This window comes from Burkholderia sp. Tr-20355 (assembly GCF_017104685.1).
Classification (GTDB): domain Bacteria; phylum Pseudomonadota; class Gammaproteobacteria; order Burkholderiales; family Burkholderiaceae; genus Burkholderia; species Burkholderia seminalis.
In genome coordinates, this window is record NZ_JAAGPK010000125.1 from 1 (window position 1) to 24,385 (window position 24,385).

General features: G+C 69.0%; 17 protein-coding genes and 1 pseudogene. 11 read left to right on the forward strand and 7 right to left on the reverse strand.

The genetic code is table 11. The features are described 5' to 3' along the window. The 3 genes from G3N62_RS25220 to G3N62_RS25230 all read left to right on the forward strand — a co-directional run. The coding region (locus G3N62_RS25220) for a hypothetical protein (protein ID WP_206141332.1) at positions 1 to 264 on the forward strand (264 nt) is incomplete at its 5' end. Positions 265 to 514: 250 nt separating this feature from the next. Then, complete coding sequence (locus G3N62_RS25225) at positions 515 to 1,549, forward strand: rod shape-determining protein (protein ID WP_034189331.1); 1,035 nt, start codon at positions 515 to 517, stop codon at positions 1,547 to 1,549. A gap of 230 nt (positions 1,550 to 1,779) precedes the next feature. Continuing rightward, positions 1,780 to 2,439, forward strand: coding sequence for a YdcF family protein (locus tag G3N62_RS25230; RefSeq protein ID WP_049033076.1), 660 nt, complete (start codon positions 1,780 to 1,782; stop codon positions 2,437 to 2,439). Here G3N62_RS25230 and G3N62_RS25235 read toward each other — a convergent pair. Beyond that, positions 2,415 to 2,975 carry a hypothetical protein gene (locus tag G3N62_RS25235; protein ID WP_124669674.1) on the reverse strand — a complete coding sequence of 187 codons (561 nt, stop codon included), beginning with the start codon at positions 2,973 to 2,975 and terminating at the stop codon, positions 2,415 to 2,417. The genes G3N62_RS25230 and G3N62_RS25235 overlap by 25 nt on opposite strands. A gap of 191 nt (positions 2,976 to 3,166) precedes the next feature. Here G3N62_RS25235 and G3N62_RS25240 point away from each other — a divergent pair, with 191 nt between their 5' ends. The 3 genes from G3N62_RS25240 to G3N62_RS25250 all read left to right on the forward strand — a co-directional run bounded on the left by G3N62_RS25240 (position 3,167) and on the right by G3N62_RS25250 (position 14,489). Next, positions 3,167 to 11,764, forward strand: a complete 8,598-nt coding sequence (locus G3N62_RS25240; protein WP_206141331.1) for an autotransporter-associated beta strand repeat-containing protein — start codon at positions 3,167 to 3,169, stop codon at positions 11,762 to 11,764. Between the two features lie 154 nt (positions 11,765 to 11,918). After that, complete coding sequence (locus tag G3N62_RS25245; protein ID WP_124670254.1) at positions 11,919 to 14,141, forward strand: amylo-alpha-1,6-glucosidase; 2,223 nt, start codon at positions 11,919 to 11,921, stop codon at positions 14,139 to 14,141. A gap of 96 nt (positions 14,142 to 14,237) precedes the next feature. Further along, positions 14,238 to 14,489, forward strand: a complete 252-nt coding sequence (locus G3N62_RS25250; RefSeq protein ID WP_006482135.1) for a hypothetical protein — start codon at positions 14,238 to 14,240, stop codon at positions 14,487 to 14,489. A 518-nt stretch (positions 14,490 to 15,007) separates the two neighbouring features. On the opposite strand, the gene penR is transcribed toward G3N62_RS25250, so the two are convergent. Then, entirely contained in the window at positions 15,008 to 15,898 is an 891-nt protein-coding gene (gene penR / locus G3N62_RS25255; protein WP_034189335.1) for a beta-lactamase transcriptional regulator PenR, read from the reverse strand. Between the two features lie 125 nt (positions 15,899 to 16,023). Here penR and blaPEN-bcc point away from each other — a divergent pair, with 125 nt between their 5' ends. Next, a complete protein-coding gene (gene blaPEN-bcc, locus G3N62_RS25260; RefSeq protein WP_049031232.1) occupies positions 16,024 to 16,932 on the forward strand; it encodes a PEN family class A beta-lactamase, Bcc-type in 909 nt (302 codons plus the stop codon). Positions 16,933 to 17,411: 479 nt separating this feature from the next. On the opposite strand, the gene G3N62_RS25265 is transcribed toward blaPEN-bcc, so the two are convergent. The 5 genes from G3N62_RS25265 to G3N62_RS25285 all read right to left on the reverse strand — a co-directional run bounded on the left by G3N62_RS25265 (position 17,412) and on the right by G3N62_RS25285 (position 21,249). Beyond that, entirely contained in the window at positions 17,412 to 17,612 is a 201-nt protein-coding gene (locus tag G3N62_RS25265) for a membrane protein (RefSeq protein WP_034189337.1), read from the reverse strand. Between the two features lie 512 nt (positions 17,613 to 18,124). Beyond that, the gene (locus G3N62_RS25270) at positions 18,125 to 18,493 is read right to left on the reverse strand and encodes an antibiotic biosynthesis monooxygenase family protein (RefSeq protein WP_034189338.1); all 369 of its coding nucleotides are present in this window, start codon (positions 18,491 to 18,493) and stop codon (positions 18,125 to 18,127) included. 33 nt (positions 18,494 to 18,526) lie between these two features. Next, positions 18,527 to 18,973, reverse strand: coding sequence for a MarR family winged helix-turn-helix transcriptional regulator (locus G3N62_RS25275; protein ID WP_124607672.1), 447 nt, complete (start codon positions 18,971 to 18,973; stop codon positions 18,527 to 18,529). 240 nt (positions 18,974 to 19,213) lie between these two features. Next, the gene (locus G3N62_RS25280; RefSeq protein ID WP_124670255.1) at positions 19,214 to 20,590 is read right to left on the reverse strand and encodes an ATP-binding protein; all 1,377 of its coding nucleotides are present in this window, start codon (positions 20,588 to 20,590) and stop codon (positions 19,214 to 19,216) included. After that, positions 20,587 to 21,249: a response regulator gene (locus G3N62_RS25285; protein WP_124670256.1), complete on the reverse strand. Its 663-nt coding sequence runs from the start codon at positions 21,247 to 21,249 to the stop codon at positions 20,587 to 20,589. Before G3N62_RS25285 ends, G3N62_RS25280 begins: the two co-directional genes overlap by 4 nt. A 231-nt stretch (positions 21,250 to 21,480) precedes the next feature. Between G3N62_RS25285 and G3N62_RS25290 the strand changes: the two genes are divergently transcribed. The 4 genes and pseudogenes from G3N62_RS25290 to G3N62_RS25305 all read left to right on the forward strand — a co-directional run. Further along, entirely contained in the window at positions 21,481 to 21,834 is a 354-nt protein-coding gene (locus G3N62_RS25290; RefSeq protein WP_124670257.1) for a NirD/YgiW/YdeI family stress tolerance protein, read from the forward strand. A 55-nt stretch (positions 21,835 to 21,889) separates the two neighbouring features. Next, the gene (locus G3N62_RS25295) at positions 21,890 to 22,750 is read left to right on the forward strand and encodes a MurR/RpiR family transcriptional regulator (RefSeq protein ID WP_034189343.1); all 861 of its coding nucleotides are present in this window, start codon (positions 21,890 to 21,892) and stop codon (positions 22,748 to 22,750) included. A gap of 59 nt (positions 22,751 to 22,809) precedes the next feature. Further along, positions 22,810 to 23,235: a GNAT family N-acetyltransferase gene (locus G3N62_RS25300; protein ID WP_069245977.1), complete on the forward strand. Its 426-nt coding sequence runs from the start codon at positions 22,810 to 22,812 to the stop codon at positions 23,233 to 23,235. Positions 23,236 to 23,419: 184 nt separating this feature from the next. Further along, positions 23,420 to 24,385: pseudogene (locus G3N62_RS25305) on the forward strand (hypothetical protein); the annotation flags it as partial.

Below are 24,385 nucleotides of genomic sequence, written 5' to 3' on the forward strand. Positions count from 1 at the left end.
ATCAAGGCGCTGTCGGTCGGCGCCAGCGCGGAAGTCGGCAACGTCTGGTCGAGCGGCCAGCAGATCGGCGGCGGTGCGCTCAAGCAGAGCTATACGTTCTTCACGAGCCTGTCGACCGCGTTCGGGCGGCGGCGGGTTCGGTGGCCGGCAGCGGCTGCGCGGCGACCGTGCAGCACCAGAAGGCGACGAGCGTCGTGCAGAGCGGGCGCACCCGCGCCCAGCGGGAGGAAACGGTCGCTGTCATGGTGGAAATACCTGGCGTGATCGGGCGTCTGAGGCCTGCCGGGAGCAGGCAAGACCGAGAGATTACCGTGTTTTACAGGCGCAACGCGAGCGGCCGTTTCGGAGTCCGATGCCCGCGAAGTGTCATTTTCGGCAAATTCGCCGCGAAAAAATCATCGGAATTGCCTAAAGTATCGGAACGATTTGCCGCTAAGCTCGTGATGGGGCGGCACGCACGCGCCGCGACAATGCGGCGCGGCTGTCCCGGCCCGTTCGCTCACAAAGGTTTGATATGTCGACACCGCTGTTCGGAAAGTTGTTTGCGCAACCCGTTGCGATCGACCCTGGAACGGCGAGTACGCGGATTTATACGCACGAGCGCGGCGTGGTGCTGAACCAGCCGTCGGTCGTCTGCTTCCGCAAGGGCGGCGCGACCGACGCGCGGCCGACGCTCGAGGCCGTCGGCGAACTCGCGAAGGCGCTGCTCGGCCGCGAACCGGGGCATCTCGAAGCCGTGCGGCCGATGCGCCATGGCGTGATCGCCGACGCGCACGCGGCCGAACAGATGATCCGCAGCTTCATCGACATGTCGCGCACCCGGTCGCGCTTCGGCCGCCGTGTCGAGGTCACGCTGTGCGTGCCGTCCGACGCGACGGCCGTCGAGCGCCGCGCGATCCGCGAAGCCGCGTTCGCGGCCGGCGTATCGGACGTCGAACTGATCGAGGAGTCGCTCGCGGCCGGGCTCGGCGCCGGCCTGCCGGTCACCGAGCCGGTCGGCTCGATGGTCATCGACATCGGCGGCGGGACGACCGAAGTCGCGGTGATCGCGCTCGGCGGCATCGTCTACCGCGAGGCGATCCGCGTGGGCGGCAGCCAGTTCGACGCGGCGATCGTCAATCATGTCCGTAACCTGTATGGCGTGCTGCTCGGCGAGCAGACGGCCGAGCACGTGAAGAAGACGATCGGCTCGGCCACCAGCGCGGTGCCGCGCACGTCGACGCGCGCGGTCGGGCGCGGCATCGGCGACGGCTTGCCGCGCTCGGTCGAGCTGTCCAACCATGACGTCGCGGACGCGCTGGCCGCGCCGCTCAAGCAGGTGATCGGCGCGGTGAAGTCGGTGCTGGAAAACGCGCCGGCCGAACTCGTGACCGACATTGCCCATCGCGGCGTGGTGCTGACGGGCGGCGGCGCGTTGCTCGCCGACCTCGAACGCCTGCTGTACGACGAGACGGGGCTGGTCGCGCGGATTGCCGACGAACCGGCCACCTGCGCGGTGCGCGGCGCCGGCGAGGCGATGGGGCGGCTGTCGATGTGTCCGGTCGATTGAGCCGGGCCAGGGGCGCCCGGGCATCGTTGCGCGGTGCGGACCGTCACATTCTTTCGATCTCCCTGTTGCCGGCGCGTATCGCCGGTCATCGTGCCGACCGGCCGCTGATCGTCCGGCATCGGTTCGCCGTGCGGCCATGCGCGAGCGTGTCGTGCCGGCGCGTTGCGCCCATCCAGGGCCGGGCCGTCCGAAACGGCCGATACACCTGACGACCCGAGAGACCGACCACCTTGAAATATCGAACCAGACGGAGCCTTGCGGCCCGAGCGGGCCGCCTGCTTGCCGTGTTTGCGTGCCTCTGGAGCGCGGCGGCCGTTGCGATCGTCGCGTACGGGATGCGCATGCCGGGCGAACCGGCCGATGTCGCCGTGATCTTCGGCAACGCACTCGACGAGACGGGCGCGCCGAAGCCCGTGCTCGCGGCCCGGCTCGATGTCGGCGTGCGCTGTTACCGCGCGGGGCAGTGTCCGGCGTTCCTGGTCAGCGGCGCGATCGACGGTCCCGGGCTGAACGAGGCGACGGCCATGCGCGACTATCTCGTCGCGCGCGGCGTGCCGGCCGACCGGATCGCCGTCGACGACCAGGGCGACAACACGCTCGCGACCGCGCAACACACGCTCGCTTACATGCAGGCGCACCACGTGTCGCGCGTGCTGATCGTCAGCCAGTACTATCACCTCGCGCGGGCGAGGCTCGCGTTCGAGCGCGTCGGCATCGCGCGCGCGAACATCTCCGCCGCGTATCCGCATCGCTTCCAGTGGCGCGATGTCTATTCGAGCTGGCGCGAGGTGCCGGCTTACGCGATGTATGCGGTGCGGTTGTGGGCGAATCCCGACGCGCAGCCGCGGTCGTTCCGGCCGATGCTTTATCTGATGAGCCTGTTTTCGTAACGCGCGCGCCGCGGGGCGAACGCTTCGGGTGCACGCGGTTCCGTTTTTTCTTCCGGTTTTCCTGTCCTTTTCTCTCCCCCCGGCACGGGATGTATTCGCCGCGTGGCAAGCGATAACGATTCGCATTGCAGTTTGAACGCAGGGGCGAAAATCGAAGCAATTTGGCCGGTTGCCTGAAAATCAGGGTTTATTTGATTGTTAAGTAAGCGCTGATTTTCAGTTCTACAATTTCGATAATTAAAATACTGCGCTGCGGAATTCATATACCTTGAATCGAAGTTGCGCATCAGCGTTTTCGCTGATGCGGTGATTCCGTTATTTTTGCGAAAAATCAAATCGGAAAGACGAAAAACATGCGTAACGTCGTGGCCGGACATCTTGCGGTGGGTAAAAAATACAGGCTCGCTATCCCTTGATCTGATGGGTAAACATCGACTGGAAAACGGTTTGAGTTTGATATAGCCTTGTCTGACAAAAGCAGGGTAGTAATCAAATAAACCAGAAAGTCGCTGCAGAAAAACAGGGGCCGCCATCATGTCATTCGACTAGTCTTGCGTCTGCAATCCCGAATCCGGGCTGATTGAAAATCAGCCATGAATAAACCGGCGTCGCATCGCGACCGCCGGGGCGGACGCTTTTGTCCGTGATTTTCTGCTGCGCGCCGTCCGGTGCGGCCGAAATACCGCAATACCCATATCAAAAACCAAAGCTAAAAACGAGGGAAAGCATGAACCTTGCGCGTTCGAAAAAAGCCGGTGAGCCGTTTCCGAGACTGCTGTTGCCCACGGGCGTTTTCCTGGCATTGTCCGGCGCGGGTATCGTGCCTGCCCATGCGGTCTGCAGCACGGCGGGCACGACGGTGACCTGCTCCGGCGTCGCGAATCCGCTGGCGCCCAGTTATGCGAACGGCGCGAACAACCTGCACGCGACGGTCAACCCGGGCGCGAGCGTGGGCGTGCTGCTCGGCGTCGGCGGTACCGCGTTGTCGCTGACGGGCAACAACAACACGCTGACCAACAACGGCACGATCGACCCGTCCGCGCTCGGTTCGGGGCTCGGCGTGCTGTCGAGCGGCGCGGTGGTCGGCAATGCGTCCGCGAGCAACACGACCGTCACCAACAACGGCACGATGAACGGCACGACCGGCGTGGCGATCAGCGGCGTGACGGGCATGGCGCTGTCGGTCCAGAACGGCACGGGCGGGACGTCGACCATCACGAACACCGGCACGATCGGGTCCAATCCGCTGGTCGGCGCGACCCTCTCCGGCGCGGATGCGCCCGTGGTCGCCGCGTACGGCGGCGGCACGGTCAACATGTCGAACAGCGGCACGATCAACGGCCGCGTGTCGCTTGGCACGAACGGCACTCCCGGGCAGGGCAACACGTTTACCAACTCGGGCACGATCAACGGCGGCGTGTCGATGGGCGCGAACAGCAACAATACGTTCAATGCCGTGACGGGCTCGTCGGTCAACACGGCGGGCGGCACCGGCGGCGCGTTCAACATCACCGTCGGCCCGGTCACGATCGGCGTCGCGGCGACGGGTGTCGTCGATGGCGGCGCGGGCGGCAACAACACGCTCAACCTGCAGCAGGGCACCAGCGCGAACGGCACGATCGCGGCCAACAACTACATCAACTTCAATCACCTGAACGTCCAGAACGGCAACTGGACGATCAACGGCGCGTCGACCGCGCAGGACGCGACGCTGGCGGGCGGCGTCGCGATCATCAACAACAATGGATCGCTCGGCACCGGTAACGTCACGGCCACCGGCGGCGCGCTGCAGGCAGGTGCGGCGGGGCTCGACGTCTCCAACAACGTGACGCTCGGTGCGGGCGGGCTGACGGTGCAGGGCGCGACCGGGCTCGCGCTGTCGGGCACGGTGTCGGGTGCCGGCGCGCTGACGAAGAACGATGGCGGCACGCTGACGCTGTCGGGCGCGAACACCTATGCGGGCGGCACGAACCTGAACGCCGGCGGCCTGGTGCTCGGCAACAACGCGGCGCTCGGCACGGGCGCGCTGAACGTCAACGCATCGGCGTCGCTCGACACGAGCGCGAGCGTGACGCTCGGCAATACGGTGAATCTCGCCAACGGTGCGGCGCTGACGGTCGGCGGCAGCAACGATCTCGGGCTGGCCGGCGCGATCAACGGAAACGGCGGCCTCGTGAAGAACGGCGCGGCGACCACGACGCTGACCGGCGTGAACACGTACACGGGCGACACGACCATCAGCGGCGGCACGCTTGCGCTGAGCGGCGCCGGCAGCCTGGCGTCGACCGGGACGGTCAGCCTGACCGGGGCGGGCGCGGCGCTCGACGTGAGCGGCGCCTCGGGCGCGCGGACGATCGGCGCGCTGGCGGGGGCGGCCGGGACGAGCGTGAACCTCGGCGGCAATTCGCTGACGCTCAACGGCAGCATCAATGCAACCTATGCCGGCACGATCGGCGGTGCGGGCAGCGTGACGCTGTCGGGTACGGGCACGCAATCGCTGACGGGCACGAACGTGTACACGGGCGGCACCAACCTGAACGGCGGCAACGTTGTCGTCGGCAGCAATACGGCGCTCGGCAGCGGTGCGGTGAACGTGAACGGCTCGTCGTCGCTCGATGCGACCGCCAGCGTATCGCTGGCGAACGGCGTCAACATCGCGACGGGCACCACGCTGACGCTCGGCGGCAGCACGTCGCTCGGTCTGGGCGGCACGATTTCGGGCGGCGGCGGTCTCGTGAAGAACGGTGCGGCGACCACGACGCTTTCCGGCGCGAACACCTACACGGGCGGCACGACGCTGAACGCCGGCGGCCTGGTGCTCGGCAACAACACGGCGCTCGGCACGGGCGCGCTGAGCGTCGGCGGCGCGGCGACGCTCGACACGAATGCGAACCTGTCGGTGGCCAACGCGATCGATCTCGGCACGGGGGCGACGCTGACGCTCGGCGGCAGCAATGCGCTCGGGCTGAGCGGCGCGATTTCCGGCACGGGGGCGCTCGTGAAGGACGGTGCGGCGACGACGACCCTGACCGGCGCGAATACCTATACGGGCGGCACGACGATCAACGCCGGTACGCTGGCGATCGGCGCGGGCGGCAGCCTGTCGTCGACGGGCGCGGTGAACCTGGTCAATCCGGGCGCCACGCTCGACATCAGCGCGGGCGGTGCACAGTCGATCGGCGCACTGTCGGGCGGCGTCGGCACGAGCGTGAGTCTCGGCGGCAGTGCGCTGACGCTGGGCGGCACCGCCAGCGGCACGTTCGGCGGCGTGATCGGCGGCACCGGCAGTCTGACGCTGTCGGGCACCGGCACGCAGACGCTGAACGGCGCGAATGCATACTCCGGCGGCACGAACCTGAACAGCGGCAGCCTCGTCCTCGGCAACAACGGGGCGCTCGGCTCCGGCACGCTGAATGTCGGCGGTGCGGCGACGCTCGACACGAACGCGAGCCTGTCGGTCGGCAACGCAGTCAACCTCGGCGCGGGCGCGGCACTCACGCTGGGCGGCAGCAACACCCTCACGCTGGGCGGCGCGATTTCCGGTGCGGGCAGCCTCGTGAAGAACGGCGCGGCGACCACGACGCTGACCGGCGCGAACACGTACACGGGCGGCACGACGATCAATGCCGGCACGCTGGCGGTCGGTGCGGGCGGCAGTCTCGCATCGACCGGCGCGATGAACCTCGCGAATGCCGGCGCGACGCTGGACTTGAGCGCCGCGACGGGCGGGCAGACGCTCGGCGCGCTGTCGGGTGTCACGGGAACGAACCTCAATCTCGGCGGCAACGCGCTGACGCTGGGCGGCACCGCGAGCGGCACGTTCAGCGGCGCGATCGGCGGCACCGGCAGCCTGACGCTCGCCGGCACCGGTACGCAGACGCTGAACGGCGCGAGCACCTATTCGGGCGGCACGAACCTCGACAGCGGCGGCCTGGTGCTCGGCAACAACACGGCGCTCGGCACGGGCGCGCTGAGCGTCGGCGGCGCGGCGACGCTCGACACGAATGCGAACCTGTCGGTGGCCAACACGATCGATCTCGGCACGGGTGCGACGCTGACGCTCGGCGGCAGCAATGCGCTCGGGCTGAGCGGCACGATTTCCGGCGCGGGTGCGCTCGTGAAGGACGGTGCGGCGACGACGACCCTGACCGGCGCGAACACCTATACGGGCGGCACGACGATCAACGCCGGCACGTTGGCGGTGGGCGCGGGCGGCAGCCTCGCGTCGGCCGGCGCGATGAACCTCGCGGGTGCCGGCGCGACGCTCGATCTGAGCGCCGCGACGGGCGCGCAAACGCTCGGCGCACTGTCGGGCGTCGCGGGGACCCACCTCAACCTCGGCGGTAACGCACTGACGCTGGGCGGCACCGCCAGCGGCACGTTCGGCGGCGTGATCGGCGGCACGGGCGGCGTGACGCTGTCCGGCACCGGCACGCAGACGTTGACGGGCGCAAACACCTACACGGGCGGCACGACCATCAACGGCGGCAGCACACTCGCACTCGGGGCGGGCGGCAGCCTGGCGTCGACCGGCTCGGTGAATCTGGCCAGCGCGGGCGCGACGTTCAACCTGGGCGGCGCGACGGGCGCGCAGACGATCGGCGCATTGACCGGTGCGGCCGGCACGAACGTGAACCTGGGCGGCAACGGGTTGACGCTGAGCGGGGCGGGCAACCACACGTTCGGCGGCGCGATCGGCGGCACCGGCGGCCTGACGCTGGCCGGCGCGGGCACGCAAACGCTGACGGGTGCGAATACCTACACGGGCGGCACGACGATCGGCGGCGGCAGCACGCTCGCACTCGGCGCGGGCGGCAGCCTCGCGGCGACGGGGGGCGTGAATCTTGCAGCCCCGGGTGCGACGTTCGATGTGAGCGGTGCGACGGGCGCGCAGACGATCGGCGCGCTGACCGGCGCGGCCGGCACGAACGTGAGCCTCGGCGGAAATGCGCTGACGCTGAACGGCAGCGGCAACAACACGTTCGGCGGTGCGATCGGCGGCACCGGCAGCGTGACCTTCGCCGGCTCGGGCACGCAAACGCTGACGGGGGCGAACACGTACACGGGCGGCACGACGATCGACGGCGGCAGCACGCTCGCACTCGGTGCGGGCGGCAGCCTCGCGGCGGGCAGCACGGTGAATCTCGCGGGCACGGGGGCCGCGTTCGACGTGAGCGGCGCGACGGGCGCACAAACGCTCGGGGCGCTGACCGGCACGACCGGCACGAACGTGAATCTCGGCGGGAATGCACTGACGCTGAACGGCAGCGGCAACAGCACGTTCGGCGGTGCGATCGGCGGCACGGGCGGCGTGACGCTCGCGGGCACCGGCACACAGACGCTGACGGGCGCGAACACGTACACGGGCGGCACGACCATCAACGGCGGCAGCACACTCGCACTCGGCGCAGGCGGCAGTCTCGCGGCAACGGGTGCCGTGAACCTCGCGGGCACGGGTGCGACGTTCAATCTGAGCGGCGCATCGGGCGCGCAGATGGTTGGTCCGCTCACCGGTGTGGCCGGCACCATCGTGAGTCTCGGCGCGAATGCGCTGACGCTGAACGGCAGCGGCAACAACACGTTTGGCGGCACGATCGGCGGGACGGGCGGCGTGACGTTCGCCGGTACCGGTACGCAGACGCTGACGGGGGCGAACACGTATACGGGCGGCACGACGATCAACGGCGGCAGCACGCTGGCGCTGGGGGCGGGCGGCAGTCTCGCATCGGGCAGTGCGGTGAATCTCGCGGGCACGGGGGCCACGTTCGACGTGAGCGGCGCGACGGGCGCACAAACGCTCGGGGCGCTGACCGGTACGACCGGCACGAACGTGACGCTCGGCGCGAATGCGCTGACGCTGAACGGCAGCGGCAACAACACGTTTGGCGGCACGATCGGCGGCACGGGCGGCGTGACGCTGGCCGGGACGGGCACGCAGACGCTGACGGGCGCGAACACGTACACCGGTGGCACGACGATCGACGGCGGCAGCACGCTGGCGCTGGGGGCGGGCGGCAGTCTCGCATCGACCGGCGCGGTCAACCTCGCCGGCACGGGCGCGACGTTCAACCTGAGCGGCGCATCGGGCGCGCAGACGATCGGCTCGCTGGCCGGTGCAACTGGCACGAACGTGAACCTCGGCGCGAACGCGCTGACGCTGAACGGCAGCGGCAACAGCACGTTCGGCGGCGCGATCGGCGGCACGGGCAGCGTGACGGTGGCCGGTGCGGGCACGCAGACGCTGACGGGCGCGAACACGTACACCGGTGGCACGACGATCAACGGCGGCAGCACGCTGGCGCTCGGCACGGGCGGCAGCCTCGCATCGACCGGCTCGGTGAATCTGGCAGGCACCGGCGCGACGTTCAACCTGAGCGGCGCGTCGGGCGCGCAGACGATCGGCACGTTGACCGGCGCGGCCGGCACGAACGTGAGCCTCGGCGCGAACGCGCTGACGTTGAACGGCAGCGGCAACGGCACGTTCGGCGGCGTGATCGGCGGCACGGGCGGCCTGACGCTCGCGGGCACCGGCACACAGACGTTGACGGGCGCGAACACCTACACGGGTGGCACGACGATCAACGGCGGCAGCACGTTGGCGCTGGGTGCGGGCGGCAGTCTCGCATCGGGCAGCACGGTGAATCTCGCGGGCGCAGGTGCAACGTTCAACCTGAGCGGCGCATCGGGCGCGCAGACGATTGGCGCGCTGACCGGCGCGGCCGGCACGAACGTGACGCTCGGCGCGAATGCGCTGACGCTGAACGGCGGCGGCAACAACACGTTCGGCGGTGCGATCGGCGGCACGGGCGGCGTGACCTTCGCCGGCACCGGCACACAGACGCTGACGGGCGCCAACACCTACACGGGCGGCACGACGATCAACGGCGGCAGCACGCTGGCGCTCGGCGCGGGCGGCAGTCTCGCATCGACCGGTGCGGTGAATCTCGCCGGCGCGGGTGCGACGTTCGACGCGAGCGGCGCGACAGGCGCGCAGACGATCGGCACGCTGACCGGCGCGGCCGGCACGAACGTGACGCTCGGCACGAATGCGCTGACACTGAACGGCGGCGCGAGCGGCACGTTCGGCGGGACCATCGGCGGCGCAGGCGGCGTGACGGTGGCCGGTGCGGGCACGCAGACGCTGACGGGCGCGAACACGTACACCGGTGGCACGACGATCAACGCAGGCAGCACACTCGCACTCGGTGCGGGCGGCAGCCTCGCATCGACGGGCGCGGTGAATCTCGCCGGCGCGGGTGCGACGTTCGACGCGAGCGGCGCATCGGGCGCGCAGACGGTCGGCGCGCTGTCGGGCGCGGCCGGCACGAACGTGAATCTCGGCAGCAACGCGCTGACGTTGAACGGCAGCGGCAACAGCACGTTCGGCGGCACGATCGGCGGCTCGGGCGGCGTGACGGTGGCGAGCGGCACGCAGGTGCTGACCGGCGGCAACACGTACACGGGCGGCACCACGATCGCGGCCGGCGGCACGCTGCAGCTCGGCAACGGCGGCACGTCGGGCAGCGTGGCCGGCAACGTCGTCGACAACGGGGCGCTGGTCGTCAATCAATCCGGCAACGTGACGATCGCGAGCGTGCTGTCCGGCACCGGTTCGCTGACGCAGGCCGGCAGCGGGCAACTGACGCTGACGGGCACGAACACGCTGAGCGGCCCGACCACGGTCAGCGCGGGCACGCTTGCCGTCAACGGTTCGCTCGGCCAGTCGAACGTCACCGTGCAGAGCGGCGCGACGCTGACGGGCACCGGCACGGTCGGCGGCCTCGTGGTGCAGGGCGGCGCGACGGCGGCCGCCCCGCAGCCGGGCGCGGCGCTGAACGTGGGCGGCAACGTCACGTTCCAGCCGGGTTCGACGTTCCAGGTCGCGGCGGCGCCGCAGCAAAGCGGCAGCCTCGCGGCGGGCGGCACGGCGACGCTGAACGGCGGCACCGTGCAGGTGATCGCGAACCAGAGCGGCTACCAGCCGAGCACGACCTACACGATCCTCACGGCGGCGTCGGGCGTGCAGGGCACCTTCAGCCAGGTGAGCGCGAACTACGCGTTCCTGATGCCGACGCTCAGCTACGATCCGGGCCATGTGTACCTGCGGCTCGTCGAGAACGGCACGTCGCTGCCCGACGTCGCGACGACGCCGAACCAGCGTTCGGTCGCGGCCGCGCTCGGCGGGCTCGGGGCCGGCAACCCGCTGTACGACGCGGTGCTGACGACCGACGCGCCCACCGCGCGGCGCGCGTACGGGCTGCTCGACGGCGAACTGCAGGCGAGCCTGAAGAGCATGCTGCTGCTCGACAGCCGTTATGTGCGCGACGCGGTGACCGATCGTGTCCGCCAGGGCCTCGCGCCCGGGGCGGGGCCGCTTGCCGCGCTGTCGTCGGGCGGCGCCGCGCTGTGCGGCGACAACACGGCCGGCGCGGTCGCCCCGATGCTGCCGCCGGAACGCCGGATCGGTTCGCGCGAGGGCTGCTACGGCGGCACGCCTTATCAGCCGGTCGTCTGGGGGCAGGCATTCGGCGGCCGCAGCCGGCTCACCGGCGACGGCAACGCGTCGACGATCAACCGCAGCATGACGGGCTTCATCGCCGGCGCCGACATGGCACTCAACGACAAGTGGCGTGCGGGCCTGGCGGCAGGCGTCACGCACAGCTCGCTCGACAACGACCAGAGCTCGTCGGCGGCCGTGAACAGCTACTACCTGTCGCTGTATGGCGGCGCGCAGTACGGCGCGCTCGGCGTGCGCGGCGGCGCGTCGTACACGTGGTACCGGATCAACAGCGACCGTTATCCCGGCTTCGCGGGTTTCTCGGATCACGACTCGGCCGGCTACAACGCGAATTCGGCGCAGGTGTTCGGCGAAGTCGGCTACGCGCTGCCGGTCGGGCCCGTCGCGATCGAACCGTTCGCGGGCCTCGCGTATGTGAACCTGCATACCGACGGTTATACGGAAACCGGGGGCGCGTCCGCATTGCGCGCCGGCGGCGAGACGACCCACGTCGGCTTCTCGACGCTCGGCCTGCGCGCGGCGTCGCAACTCGGCGCGATCGGGAGCGGCACGTTCACCGCGCGCGGGACGGTCGGCTGGCGCCACGCGTTCGGCAACGTGCGGCCGTCGTCGGCGTTCACGTTCGCGAATGGCGGCACGTCGTTCCAGGTGTCGGGCGTGCCGATCGCGCGCGACAGCGCGGTGCTCGAAGCCGGCATCGACGCGAACATCACGAAGCGCCTGACGCTCGGCCTCACGTACAGCGGCCAGTATGGCAGCGGCGTGCGCGACAACGCGATCCTCGGCAACATCCTGTGGAAGTTCTGACCGGCAACTGACGTGCCCGCACGCGGCGCCCGCGACGACGGCAACGTCGCGGGCGCCGCGGCCGTTTCGTCGCTGCGCACGTGCCCCGTTCTGGCCTATCCTGTGCGAAACACGCGACGCGCGCCGCGCGTTGCGCCTCGACACAGGAGCATCGATGCCGAATCACGCCGAAGCCACGACGACGCAGGCGCCGCAAGTCGCGCCCGTCGCCCCGACCGCCGCGTCGGGCCCCGCCTTCATCGCGCCCGAAGCCGATCCGCAGGCGCTCGCGCGCAACAACCAGTACGTGCTGAAATCCGGCGACGCGTTCGTGGTGAGCGACGCGCTCGGCGACATCGGCGGGCATGACGACGGCCTGTTCGTCGACGACATGCGCGTGCTGTCGACGTGGCGCCTGACGTTCGGCGGCCGCGCGCCGTCGCTGCTGTCGGGCGCGACGAGCGCCGACAACGCGTCGTTCACCGCGCACCTGACGAACCGCCCGCTGCCGCCGCTCGGCGGCCACGAGACGCCCGAGGGCGTGATCCATATCGAGCGGATGCGCGTGCTCGCGGGCGACGTGCTTTACGAAGCGCTGACGCTGACGAACTACGGCGCGAGCGAGGCCGAGGTGCCGCTGTCGCTGTCGTTCGCGGCCGATTTCAAGGACATGTTCGAGGTGCGCGGCACGCAGCGCCCGAAGCGCGGCACGGTCGTTGCTCCGCGCGTCGATGCCGGCGCGGTGCGGCTGCGCTACGACGGCCTCGACCGCGTCGAGCGCAACGTGACCGTGCATTTCTCGCCGGCGCCCGACGCGCTGTCGGTCGATCGTGCCGACTACACGCTGACGATCGCCGCGCAGGCCTGCGTGTCGATCTACCTGACCGTCGATGCGACGCTCGGCCCGGCGCACGGCGAAGGGCCCGGGTGCGGCCGCGTCGCGCTGCGCACCGCGCTCGTCGGCGTGCATCGCGAGATGCGTGCGCGGCGCGAGTCGATGGCGCGCGTGAACACCGGCAATCCGCTGTTCGACGCGTGGCTCGATCGTTCGCTCGCGGATCTCGGGCTGCTGACGACGCAGCTCGATACGGGGCCCTACCCGTATGCGGGCATTCCGTGGTTCTCGACGCCGTTCGGCCGCGACGCGGTGATCACGTCGTTGCAGATGCTGTGGCTGCAGCCGTCGCTCGCGCGCGGCGTGCTGCGTTTTCTTGCCGAGCACCAGGCGCGTGAAACCTCCGCCTTCCGCGACGCGGAGCCTGGCAAGATCATGCACGAGTTCCGCCGCAGCGAGATGGCCGCGACGGGCGAAGTGCCGTTCGCGCTGTACTACGGCGGTGTCGACACGACGCCGCTGTTCATCGTGCTGGCCGGCGCCTATGTCGAACGCACCGGCGACGATGCGCTGATCGACGAGCTGTGGCCCGCGCTCGAGCGCGCCGCGCAATGGGTGATCGACAAGTGCGACCGCAATCCCTACGGACTGCTCGATTACCAGCGCACGTCGGAGCGCGGCCTCGCGAACCAGGGCTGGAAGGACAGCCACGATTCGGTGTTCCATGCGGACGGCCGTTTTCCCGACGGGCCGATCGCGCTCGTCGAAGTGCAGGCCTATGCGTGCGCGGCGCTCGATGCGATGTCGGCGTGCTCGCACCGGCGCGGCCACGCGGCCGACGCGACGCGCTACGCGTTGCGCGCGAAGGCGCTGCGCGACCAGGTCGACGCGTTGTTCTGGATGCCCGAGGGCCATTTCTACGGGATCGCGCTCGACGGCCATGGCGACCTGTGCCGCGTGTTCGCGTCGAACGCGGGGCACCTGCTCGCGTTCGGGCTGCCCGATGCCGAGCGCGGCGCGGCGATGGCCGGCGTGCTCGGCTCGACGCTGTTCCAGACGGGGTGGGGCATCCGCACGCTCGCGGCCGGGCAGCCGCGTTTCAACCCGATGGCCTATCACAACGGGTCGGTATGGCCGCACGACAATGCGCTCATCGCGCGCGGCCTGGCGCGCTACGGCGACAAGACGGCCGCGGTGAACCTGTTGCGCGCGCTGTTCGAGGCGGCGGTGAGCTTCGAGATGCGCTTGCCGGAGCTGTTCTGCGGGTTCCCGCGCCGGCGCGGCGAACCGCCGACCGCGTATCCGGTGGCCTGCCTGCCGCAGGCCTGGGCGGCCGGTGCGCCATTCATGATGCTGCAGGCATGCCTCGGTGTGAGCATCGACGCGACGCGCCACGAGGTGCGCGTCGAGCGTCCGGCGCTGCCGGAGGGCGTCGACTGGCTGCGGATCGACGCACTGCGCGTCGGCGACGAAACCGTGTCGTTGACGTTCCGCCGTGTCGACGGCCAGGTCGTCGCGGCGGCGGAGCAGCCGGGGCGGGTGAAGGTGGTCGCGGTGCTGTAGCGCCGTGCTGCACGAACGTTGCGCGATGTCGCGCCACGTTCGTGCGCAGCGGCATAGAATCGTGACATGACCCTTGAACGATGGAGGAGGTAGACGATGACGACCGACAACCGGCCCGACGACGGCGAGCACAAGCTCGAAAACCTGGAGGCGGCGGTCGACCACCTGCACAAGTCGATCGAATCGCAGAGCATCGCGGTCGGCGCGGCGAAGGGCATCCTGTTCAGCCTGATCGAAACGCTCGGCGCGCTGATCGGCGATCCCGACCTGCCCGAGCATGCGCGTTCGGGTTACGAAGCGTTGCGCGACAAGGCCAGCGAATTGCGCGGCGGGCTCGACCGGCATTGATCCACGGCGTGCGCCGACGCGAGCCGCACGGGCCGCGCCGGCGCTGCCCGATTCTGCGGATGAAGCACAAAACCCCGTGCACTCAATGAGTTAGGCGCCCGGTGCGCAGGATATCCACAAGCTTGCCAACACAATCTGTGGAGAACCGGCCGGCCTTCGGCCGCACGTGCGCTGCGCTCCCGATGTGTGCCCGGGAGGCCGTTCGAATGATGGTGCGGTGCCACACCATTGACCGGTCAAGGTCCTGATATCGAATCCCCTTGTGTATCAAGATGTTACGCGCCGGATCCGGCGGATATCCACAGGCTTGCCAACAAATTCTGTGGACAACTTGCCATCGATTGCGTCGCATGGGTTGAGTATCGGGCCCGAATGCGGCATGCGCGCGAGGCGCGTGCACAAAGGCTGCCCGATGTGTGGGTCGGAACGCAAATTCGTGCGCGATCAAGGGCTTAGGTCCCGGGTGCCCAGGATATCCACATCCTTGCCAACACTTTCTGTGGACAAGGGCGGTTGCGTTACGCGTCCGGTGTCGTGTCGGCCGCCTCGGCCACGATCCAGTCGCGAAAGAGCGTCATCGCGGGCGTCAGCGGTTTCGATTTCAGCGACGTGAGCCAGTAACCGCCCGCGCACACGTCGATGTCGAGCGGTCGCGCGAGCAGGCCGAGCTGCAGTTCGCGTGCAAACATGCAGGCCGGCGCGAGTGCGATGCCCGCACCCTGCATCGCGGCCTCGACCATCAGCCGCGACGAATCGAACACGGGCCCGTTGACCGTCCACGGCTCGAGCTGCGCGGCGTCGAACCAGCCGTGCCATTCGTCGGTGCGGTACGAGCGCAGCAGCGTTTCGTTCGCGAGATCGGCCGGCCGCGCGAGGCGCCGCGCGATCTCCGGCGCGCACAACGCGGTGAGCGGTGCATCGAGCAGCCGTTCGTTGCGCGTCGCCGGCCAGTTGCCTTCGCCGAAGCGGATCGCGAAATCGAGGCCCTCGGCGGCGAGATCGACGACGTTGTTGTTGGTGCGCAGCCGCAGTTCGACGAACGGATGCGTGTCGCCGAACTGCTTCAGTCGCGGCATTAGCCAGCCTAGGGCAAAGGTGCCGACGACGCCGAGTGTCAGTACCTCGCGGAAGCGCCCGCCGTCGAACTGCTTGAGCACCGTCTCGATGCGGCTGAACGCATCGCTCAGCACGGGCAGCAACGCCCGCCCTTCGTCGGTGAGCCCGAGGCCCCGCGGCAGCCGCGTGAACAGCGTGCAGCCGAGCCGCTCCTCGAGCGAGCGCACCTGCTGGCTGACCGCGGCCTGGGTCACGCTCAGCTCGAGGCCGGCGCGCGTGAAGTTCAGGTGGCGCGCCGACGATTCGAACGCGCGCAACGCATTGAGCGGAAGATGAGGGCGGAGCTTAGTCATAAGAATTTCTTTTGTCAGCGCTCAATTATCGTTGCTTGTCGGCTAACCGTAAAGTCTCGATAGTGCTGTCTCGGCGCCGCCGTTTCAACCTCGATTCGCCGCCATTCCACTCCGAGACAACCGACATGACCTACTCATCGAAACGTCGAACCCTGTTGCTGGCCGCCGCGACGGCGCCGCTCGTCCTCACCGTCACCGCGTGCGCGTCGCGGCAGGCCGCGAAGGCGGACGCGGCCGATCCGGCAGCGGTGGCCGCGGCGGCGCTGGCCGATCTCGAGCGCGACGCAGGCGGCCGTCTCGGCGTGTGCGCGATCGACACCGCGAGCGGCCGGGTCATCGCGCATCGCCCGGACGAGCGTTTCCCGTTCTGCAGCACGTTCAAGGCGATGCTGAGCGCGGCGGTGCTCGCGCAGAGCGTCGATCGCCCGGGTTGGCTGCAGCAGCGCGTGACGTACACGAAGGCCGATCTCGTCAACTATTCGCCGGTGTCCGGGAAGCATGTCGGTTCGGGCATGACGGTTGCCGCGCTGTGCGAGGCCGCGATCCAGTACAGCGACAACTCGGCCGCGAACCTGCTGATGAAGCTGATCGGCGGCCCGTCCGCCGTGACCGCGTTCGCGCGCTCGATCGGCGACGACACGTTCCGGCTCGATCGATGGGAGACCGAACTGAATACCGCGCTGCCGGGCGACCCGCGCGACACGACGACGCCCGCCGCGATGGCGGCGAGCATGCGCGTGCTCACGCTCGGCGACGCGCTGCCGGCCGCGCAGCGTGCGCAGCTTGTCGCGTGGCTGCGCGGCAACAAGGTCGGCGACAAGCGGATCCGCGCAGGCGTGCCGGCAGGGTGGACGGTCGGCGACAAGACGGGCACCGGCGACTACGGGACGACGAACGATGCCGGCGTCATCTGGCCGGCGTCGGGCGCGCCCATCGTGCTGGTCGTGTACTACACGCAGGCGCAAGCCGATGCGCGGGCGAAGGACGGCGTGATCGCGTCGGTCGCGCAAATCGTGGCGCGGACGTTCGGTTGAGTCGGGCGGCGCGGCGAGCGTGACGCGATCCGCATGCACGCCGTGCCGCAGTCGTGACCCGCGCGACCAAACGTTGTGCGATCAACGACTTAGGTCGCGCATGCTCAGGATATCCACATGCTTGCCAACAAAAACTGTGGACAAGCCCGCGTGCGGCCGCGTTCGGCGCGGCGTGCGCGGCCGTGCCCTGTTTGAGGCGGCGCGGACAAAGTCTTTCGGATCAAGCGCTTGGCTGCGGTATGCGCAGGCTGTCCACACGCTTGCCAACAAAAACTGTGGACAAGCGCGCCGGCCGGCGCCAGGGGCGACGCGTCACGCCGCGCGAGGGCACGCAACCGGCGATATGCCGGCTGCGTGCCGCGTTTGAGGCGGCGCGGACAAAGTCTTTCGGATCAAGCGCTTGGTCGCGGTATGCGCAGGCTATCCACATGCTTGCCAACACAATCTGTGGACAAGCTCGCGGGCCGTCGCCGCGATAGTCAGCGCTGCCGATCGTCGACCGCGGGCCAGCGCGCGAACGCGAATACCCACAACATGATGAAGTTCAGGACCGGGACGAACATCGTCAGGATCCACCAGCCCGAATGTCCGGTGCGCCGGACGATGCGGACGTACGGATAGACGACGATGGCGACGAGCACGAGCGACACGAGCAACTGCCACGCGGTGAAGTGTTCCATGGTCTTCCTCGGAGTGATGGTGATGCGTCGTGGTGCGGCTCGCATGATCTTGATGCGTGACCTGCGCGGGCGTCAAGGCGCGGGTTGAGCGTCGCCGTCGTGCCGGATCGTTCGTGCACGCTTGCGCCACGCGTTGCCGCAACGGTGACCCCGCGCACGAACCTCAGGCCGATCAACGGGTTAGCGCATGCGTGCTCAGGATATCCACAAGCTTGCCAACACAATCTGTGGGTAAGTGGCCGGCACGGCAGCCGGCCGGCGTGCATGCGGCGGTCGTTGCGTGCATCGTCGTGGCGTCGTGATGCGAACTGGGGCGAAGCGGCGAGCGCGACGGCCATCGCCCGGCCCTCGTCTGCATCACGCGTGCCAAAGTCCATCGGATCAAGGGTTTAGCGTCGCGGTGCGCAGGATATCCACAAGCTTGCCAACATTTTCTGTGGAGAAGTCCGCGTTCGCGATCGGCCGGTGCGATACCGGCGGATGCCACGCGTTGCCACGTGACGCACGCGCACTTACGCGGTGCAGATACCGGCGACACCGACTTTCTGGAACAGGTGCGGGCTGGCGACGGCGGACGACGGATAGGCCGACAGCTTGGCGACGAACGCCGGATGCGTGAAGGCCGCGCGAAACGTAGCGGTCGATGCCCAGATCGCGTAGTTCAGGTAGGTCGGACTGTCACCGAGTGCGCGATGCAACTGGGTCGAGATGAACCCCGGCTGCTGCTTCATGAATGCCGCGTCGTCCTTCCAGGCGGCGAGAAAGTCCGCTTCGTCGGCGGGTGCCAGGGTGAACACGTTGACGAGAACGACCGGCTCCGCGTCGATCGCGATCTGTTGCTGGATCGGAAAGGCCGGATCCATCGGCTTGAAGTGGGGCATGGGAATTCCTGGTGAGGTGGCGGGCTGGCGGGGTTACGCGTGGCCGTCCTGGCCGTGCGCCCGGGACATCGCCGACAGCACGCGAATGGCGGCATCGAGGTCGGCCGCACTGAAGTCGCCGGCGATGTCGCGGACATGCTGCTGCCACTGCTCGGCCACGGCCCGATAGGCCGCTTCGCCGCGCGGCGTCAGCGCATACAGAGGGGAGCGCTTGTGCGCCGGGTTGGGCAATGACAGGGCGAGCCCTTCTTCGGTCAGCACGTTGACCTGTTTCAGCACGGCTTGCCGCGTGATGCCCATTGCATCGGCAATCTGCGGGATGGTCGGCGCGTCCGGCGCCATCGAGATCGCGCCCAGCACCTGCCAGCGCGCACTGGTCAGGCCGTGCGGGCCGGAAAAGGTGTTGCCCCATTCGATCAGCAGCCCGTTCAAGCGGAATACGGACAGCGCGACGGTGGTCAATTTCTCGGATTTCGTCATTTCCCGCTCGCATCATGAATTGACAACCACTTTACAAAATAGACAACTGGTTGTCAAATTGGGTGTGCGGATCAAACGAATCGTCCACGACGATCGACGGGCGCGCGGCTGCCCCGGGCTGGCGCATTTGCCGCGCATGCCCGACAAATCCTTTCCGATCAAGGGCTTGGTGTCGTTAATGGAAGGTTGTCCACAAGCTTGCCAACATAATCTGTGGACAAGCTTCCGGTCACGTGCGCATCAGACCGGTGCGGGAAACCGCACCGTGACGGTCAGCCCGTGCCCGCCCTGCGTGGTGCCGAGCGCGACCGTCGCGCGATGCTGTTCGGCGATTCGCTTGACGATCGACAGCCCGAGCCCGCTGCCCGACGACGTGACGGCCTGCGCGCCTTCGCCGCGATAGAAGCGTTCCCACACGTCCGTGCGTTCGGCTTCCGGAATACCGGGGCCGTCGTCGGCGACTTCGAGCACGGGCGTCGTGCCGTCGACGCGCGCGGACACGTCGACGCGCGCGCCTGCGCCCGCATAGCGGATCGCGTTGTCGACGAGGTTGTTGAGCAGCACGCGCAGCGTGTCGGCATTGCCCGCGGCCATCACGGGCGCGGCGACGATCGCGCCGAGATCGATCCGGTGCGCGTCGGCGACGCGCGCGCGGTCCGACACCACCGACCGGCACAGCGCGGCGAGATCGACGGGCTCCGACGTCGAGGCGGCCGCCTGCGCATCGGGTTCGAGGCGCGCGAGCGTCAGCAGCTGCTCGGCGAGGTGGCCGAGGCGCGTCGTGCCCGCCTGGATCTGCGCGAGAATGTGCTCGCGCTCCTCGGCGGTCGCCGCGCGCCGCAGCAACTGCGACTGGATCGACAGCCCCATGATCGGCGTGCGCAACTCGTGCGCTGCATCGGCGATGAAATGCCGCTGCAGCGTGAACGACCGGTCGAGCCGCGCAAGCAGGTCGTTGATCGCTTCGGCGAGCGGGCGGACCTCGTTCGGCATCGACGCGACGTCGACCGGCTCGAGGTTGTTCGCATTCCTGCGTTTCAGGCCCGATGCGATCGTGCGCAGCGGCCGCAACCCGGCGCCGATGCCGAACCACAGGCCGATCGCGAGCAGCGGCAGCATCGAGAACACCGGCCACAGCAGATGCACGGCGATCCCGGCGATCGCTTCCCAGCGGGCATGCCGCGCCTGCGCGAGCCGGATCGTCGTGCCGCCGCGTTCGGTCACGTAGGTGCGCCACGACTGGCCGCCGACGTCGACGCTCGCGATACCCTTCTGCGCGGGTGCCGGCAACTTCGAATCGCGGTCGGTCGAATACACCAGCGTGCCGTTGCGCCACACCTGCAGCAGCACCGCATCGGGGTCGCTCGCCTCGAAACCGTGCTTGCCGTTTGCACGGTCGCTGAACGACAGCTCGCCGTTCGGGCCGACGACGATTTGCTTCGACATGCTGCGCATCTGGTCGTCGAGCAGGTCGTCGAGCTCGCGCAACGCACCCCAGTAGGTGCCCGCGCTCGCGACCAGGCCGATCACGCACGCGGCCGGCAGCAGCCAGGTCAGCAGGCGTCGCCGCAGCGACGCGTTGCGCCAGCGTGCGATCGCGCGTTGCACGTGCGTCATGTGCCGTCACCGATCCGGTAGCCGACGCCGCGCACCGTGCGGATCATGTCGTGGCCGAGCTTCTTGCGCAGGTTGTGGATATGCACCTGTACCGCGTTGCTCTCGATTTCCTCGCCCCAGCTGTACAGCCGCTCCTCGAACTGCTCGCGCGAAATCACCGCGCCCGGTTCGCGCATCAGCTCGTGCAGCAGCACGAACTCCTTCGGCGACAGCGGCACTTCCTCATTGTCCAGCCAGACGAGGTGCTTGACGGGATCGAGCCGCAGCGGGCCGATCGCGAGTGTCGTCTGCGCGCGGCCCGCGTGGCGGCGGTTGACCGCGCGGATGCGGGCGAGCAGTTCGTCGAGTTCGAACGGCTTGACGAGATAGTCGTCCGCGCCGCTGTCGAGGCCCGCGATGCGGTCGGGCACGCCGTCGCGCGCGGTGATGATGATCGCGGGCAGGTTTTCGTCGCGGCGGCGCAGCGCGGCGAGCACCGACAGGCCGTCGCGGTTCGGCAGCCCGAGATCGAGCAGCAGCAGGCCGTAGCCGGTCGAACGCAGCGCGAGCGACGCGGCATCGCCGTCCTTCACCCAGTCAACCGCGAAGCCTTCCTGTTTGAGGCCCTGTTCGAGCCCGCTGCCGATCAGCGGATCGTCCTCGACGAGCAGTACGCGCATGGATTCGTGTCTCTTCAGCAGGGCGCGGCAACGCCCGGGATTCCCATGATAAGCGCGCGCGTCTTAGGTCAAGCTTAAATGCGGAGGGCGCCGCCGCCATTTCGTACCTGTCCAATGCGGCACCGTGTCGCCTCGGCGCGCCCTTCAGGTTTGCTTAATCTTACGGTCCGTAATCTGGTGCCGTCGCGTTCAACGGAGCGCGGCGTCACATCCAAGAAGAGGACCGACATCATGAAACACCTGGCCAGAATCCTGGCGGTTGCACTCGCCACGCTGCCCGCCGCCGTCTATGCGCAATACACGGGGCCATCCGCGCTGACCACGACGACCGTGAAGGAACTGCTCGCCAACGGCAAGGACGATCAGCACGTGCAGTTGCAAGGGCGCATCGTCAAGCGCGTCGGCGGCGAGGACTACGAGTTCGCCGACGCCACCGGCACGATCCGCGTCGAGATCGACCACAAGCTGTGGGCGGCCGGCCAGCCGGTCAGCGACAAGAACGAAGTGAAGGTGACCGGCGAATTCGAGCGCAAATGGTCGGGCAGCGTGAAGGTCGACGCCGATCACGTCGAAGTGCTGCGCTGACCGGTGCGCGCGGGGCCGGTGATACCATGAGCGACCGGTTCCCGTTCCCATCACGATGGCTGCCAATTTCGACGAACTCGCGTCCCGGATCCGGGCGCAATTTTCCGAGCTGAGCCCGCAATTCCAGGCGGGCGCCGCCTTCCTGCTCGACCATCCCGACGAAGTCGCCACGTCGTCGATGCGCAAGGTCGCGCAGCGCGCGCAGGTGCAGCCTGCGTCGCTCGTGCGGCTCGCGCAACAATTCGGTTTTCCCGGCTGGAACGAGTTGCGCGATCTGTGCGTCGCGCGCGTGCGCGCGCGGCCCGAGCCGCTCACGCAGCGCGCGCGCTCGCTGGTGCGGCCCGACGCGAAGGCGTCGCTCGCGCATGACCTGCTCGCCGCGCAGCAGCACAACCTGTCGGCCACCGCCGCGCAGAACGAGCACGCGCTCGCGGACGCGGCCAGGCTGATCCGCAAGGCATCGCATGTTCACGTGGCGGGGTTCCGCTCGTGTTATCCGGTCGCGTTCGGGTTCGTGTACGGCTACCGGCTGTTCCGCCCGACCGTGTCGCTGCTCAACGGCGTCGCCGGTTCGCTCGAAATGGAGCTGCGGACGATCGCGAAGCAGAGCGTGACCGTGGTCGTCAGTTTCGCGCCGTACTCGGCGGAAGCAACACGCGTCGCGCAGGCCGCGAAGGAGCAGGGCAGCAAGATCGTCGCGATCACCGACAGCGCGGTGGCGCCGATCGCGCTGCACGCGGACGCGCAACTGATCTTCACGCACGACAGCCCGTCGTTCTTCCCGTCGCTGGTGGCCGCGCATGCGATGGCCGAGGCGCTGGTCGCGCAGTTGCTCGCGCTCGAAGGCAGCGATGCGATCGCGGCGCTCGAGCGCACCGAAGCGGCGCTGCACGCGAAGGGCGCCTACGTGGTCTGACGCGCGCGGTGCGTTCGGCTCCAGCCAATTCCCGTTCACGATTCAACCCGACGCAACCGATGACGTTCACCTACGAAGTGACCGACGCGGGCGACGCGGACGTACGCAAGCAGATCGTCGCGCCGCTCGTCCGGTTCAACGAAAGCCAGGCCGGCCCGGCCGAGTTCCGGCCGCTGGCCGTGGTCGTGACCGACGCCGCCGGCGCGGTGGTCGGCGGCCTGTGGGGCGGCACGGCGTTCGGCTGGCTGCACGTCGACCTGCTCGTGGTGCCCGAGGCCGCGCGCGGCCAGGGCGCCGGCACGCGCATCATGGATCTGGCCGAAGCGGAGGCGCTCGCGCGCGGCTGCCACAGCGCGTGGCTCGACACGTTCGATTTCCAGGCGCGACCGTTCTACGAAAAGCGCGGCTATGTCCGCTTCGGCGAGCTGCCGGACTATCCGGTCGGGCACACGCGCATTTTCCTGACGAAGCGGCTCGCGGGCTGAGCGGCGCAGCGTCGGCAGGTTGACGATGTCGCCGGCCGTCGCCTACGATACCGGGCAGCGATGCAGGTCGCTTCCGGGTCCGCGGAAAGGGTTGAACCCACCTGTGTCGCATCCACTCGAGGTTTCCCCATCCTTTGTGCTGGCGGTATTGCGGACCTTCGGCCATCCATGCACGAGGATCCGCATGAACACGCTGCCTCCCAACGCTCATCCCGATCATCTGAAAAAGCAGGCCAAGGCATTGTTGCGCCTGTACCGGCAAGGCGACGCCGGTGCCGTCGCGCGCTTTGTCCGGTCGCTCCCCGCCGCCGCGAACCGCACGCACGACGAAACACGCGCGCTCGGGCTCCGCCTGCACGACGCGCAGTCCTGCATCGCGCGCGAGTACGGCTTCGCGTCGTGGGCCGATCTCGGCGCGTTCGTCGAAATGCGCGCGCTCGCGCGGCAACCGCGGTCGGCGCTGATCCGGCGCTGGCTCCACCTCGCCTACGGCGGTGAGGTGACCGGCGGCGTCGATGCGCCCCGGCCGCGTGTCGCCGCGCAATTGTTGCTCGACCATCCCGATCTCGTGTCGGCCGATCCGGCCATCGCATGCGCGGCGGGCGATCTCGACGCGGTGAAGGCTGCGCTGGCCGCCGATCCCGGCTGGATCGCGCGCGCCGGCGGTGCGTTCAAGCTGCCGCCGCTGGTCGCCGTCACGCATTCGCGGCTCGGGCGGATTCCGGCGTTCGCCATCAGGCTGCGCGACTGCGCGCGTCATCTGCTCGATGCAGGCGCGGATCCGAACCAGCGGATCGGCAACCGGTTTCCGCCGGCTTCGCTTGCCGAGCCCGACGAGTCGGCGCCACTGTCGGCGCTGTACGGCGCCGCGGGCGTCAATCGCGATCCGGCGCTCACGGCGATGTTGCTGGAAGCCGGCGCCGACCCGAACGACGGCGAATCGCTGTATCACTCGCTGGAGAATCCGGCCTGCACGCGCGTGCTGCTCGAGCACGGCGCGCAAGTGGGCGGCACGAATGCGTTGCGGCGCGCGTTCGACATGCGCGACGCGGCGGCGCTCGAACTGCTGCTCGCGCATGGCGGCGACGCGAACGAGCCGCCCGGCGCGGGCCTCGCGCGGACCTGGGGCGCGCCGTTGCTGCGCGCGATC

Bases quoted from the DNA above. Each gene is read 5' to 3' on its own strand.
- G3N62_RS25225 (WP_034189331.1), top strand. From the start codon at position 515: ATGTCGACACCGCTGTTCGGAAAGTTGTTTGCGCAACCCGTTGCGATC.
- G3N62_RS25235 (WP_124669674.1), bottom strand. From the start codon at position 2,975: ATGATGGCGGCCCCTGTTTTTCTGCAGCGACTTTCTGGTTTATTTGAT.
- G3N62_RS25240 (WP_206141331.1), top strand. From the start codon at position 3,167: ATGAACCTTGCGCGTTCGAAAAAAGCCGGTGAGCCGTTTCCGAGACTG.
- G3N62_RS25245 (WP_124670254.1), top strand. From the start codon at position 11,919: ATGCCGAATCACGCCGAAGCCACGACGACGCAGGCGCCGCAAGTCGCG.
- G3N62_RS25250 (WP_006482135.1), top strand. From the start codon at position 14,238: ATGACGACCGACAACCGGCCCGACGACGGCGAGCACAAGCTCGAAAAC.
- penR (WP_034189335.1), bottom strand. From the start codon at position 15,898: ATGACTAAGCTCCGCCCTCATCTTCCGCTCAATGCGTTGCGCGCGTTC.
- blaPEN-bcc (WP_049031232.1), top strand. From the start codon at position 16,024: ATGACCTACTCATCGAAACGTCGAACCCTGTTGCTGGCCGCCGCGACG.
- G3N62_RS25265 (WP_034189337.1), bottom strand. From the start codon at position 17,612: ATGGAACACTTCACCGCGTGGCAGTTGCTCGTGTCGCTCGTGCTCGTC.
- G3N62_RS25270 (WP_034189338.1), bottom strand. From the start codon at position 18,493: ATGCCCCACTTCAAGCCGATGGATCCGGCCTTTCCGATCCAGCAACAG.
- G3N62_RS25275 (WP_124607672.1), bottom strand. From the start codon at position 18,973: ATGACGAAATCCGAGAAATTGACCACCGTCGCGCTGTCCGTATTCCGC.
- G3N62_RS25280 (WP_124670255.1), bottom strand. From the start codon at position 20,590: ATGACGCACGTGCAACGCGCGATCGCACGCTGGCGCAACGCGTCGCTG.
- G3N62_RS25285 (WP_124670256.1), bottom strand. From the start codon at position 21,249: ATGCGCGTACTGCTCGTCGAGGACGATCCGCTGATCGGCAGCGGGCTC.
- G3N62_RS25290 (WP_124670257.1), top strand. From the start codon at position 21,481: ATGAAACACCTGGCCAGAATCCTGGCGGTTGCACTCGCCACGCTGCCC.
- G3N62_RS25295 (WP_034189343.1), top strand. From the start codon at position 21,890: ATGGCTGCCAATTTCGACGAACTCGCGTCCCGGATCCGGGCGCAATTT.
- G3N62_RS25300 (WP_069245977.1), top strand. From the start codon at position 22,810: ATGACGTTCACCTACGAAGTGACCGACGCGGGCGACGCGGACGTACGC.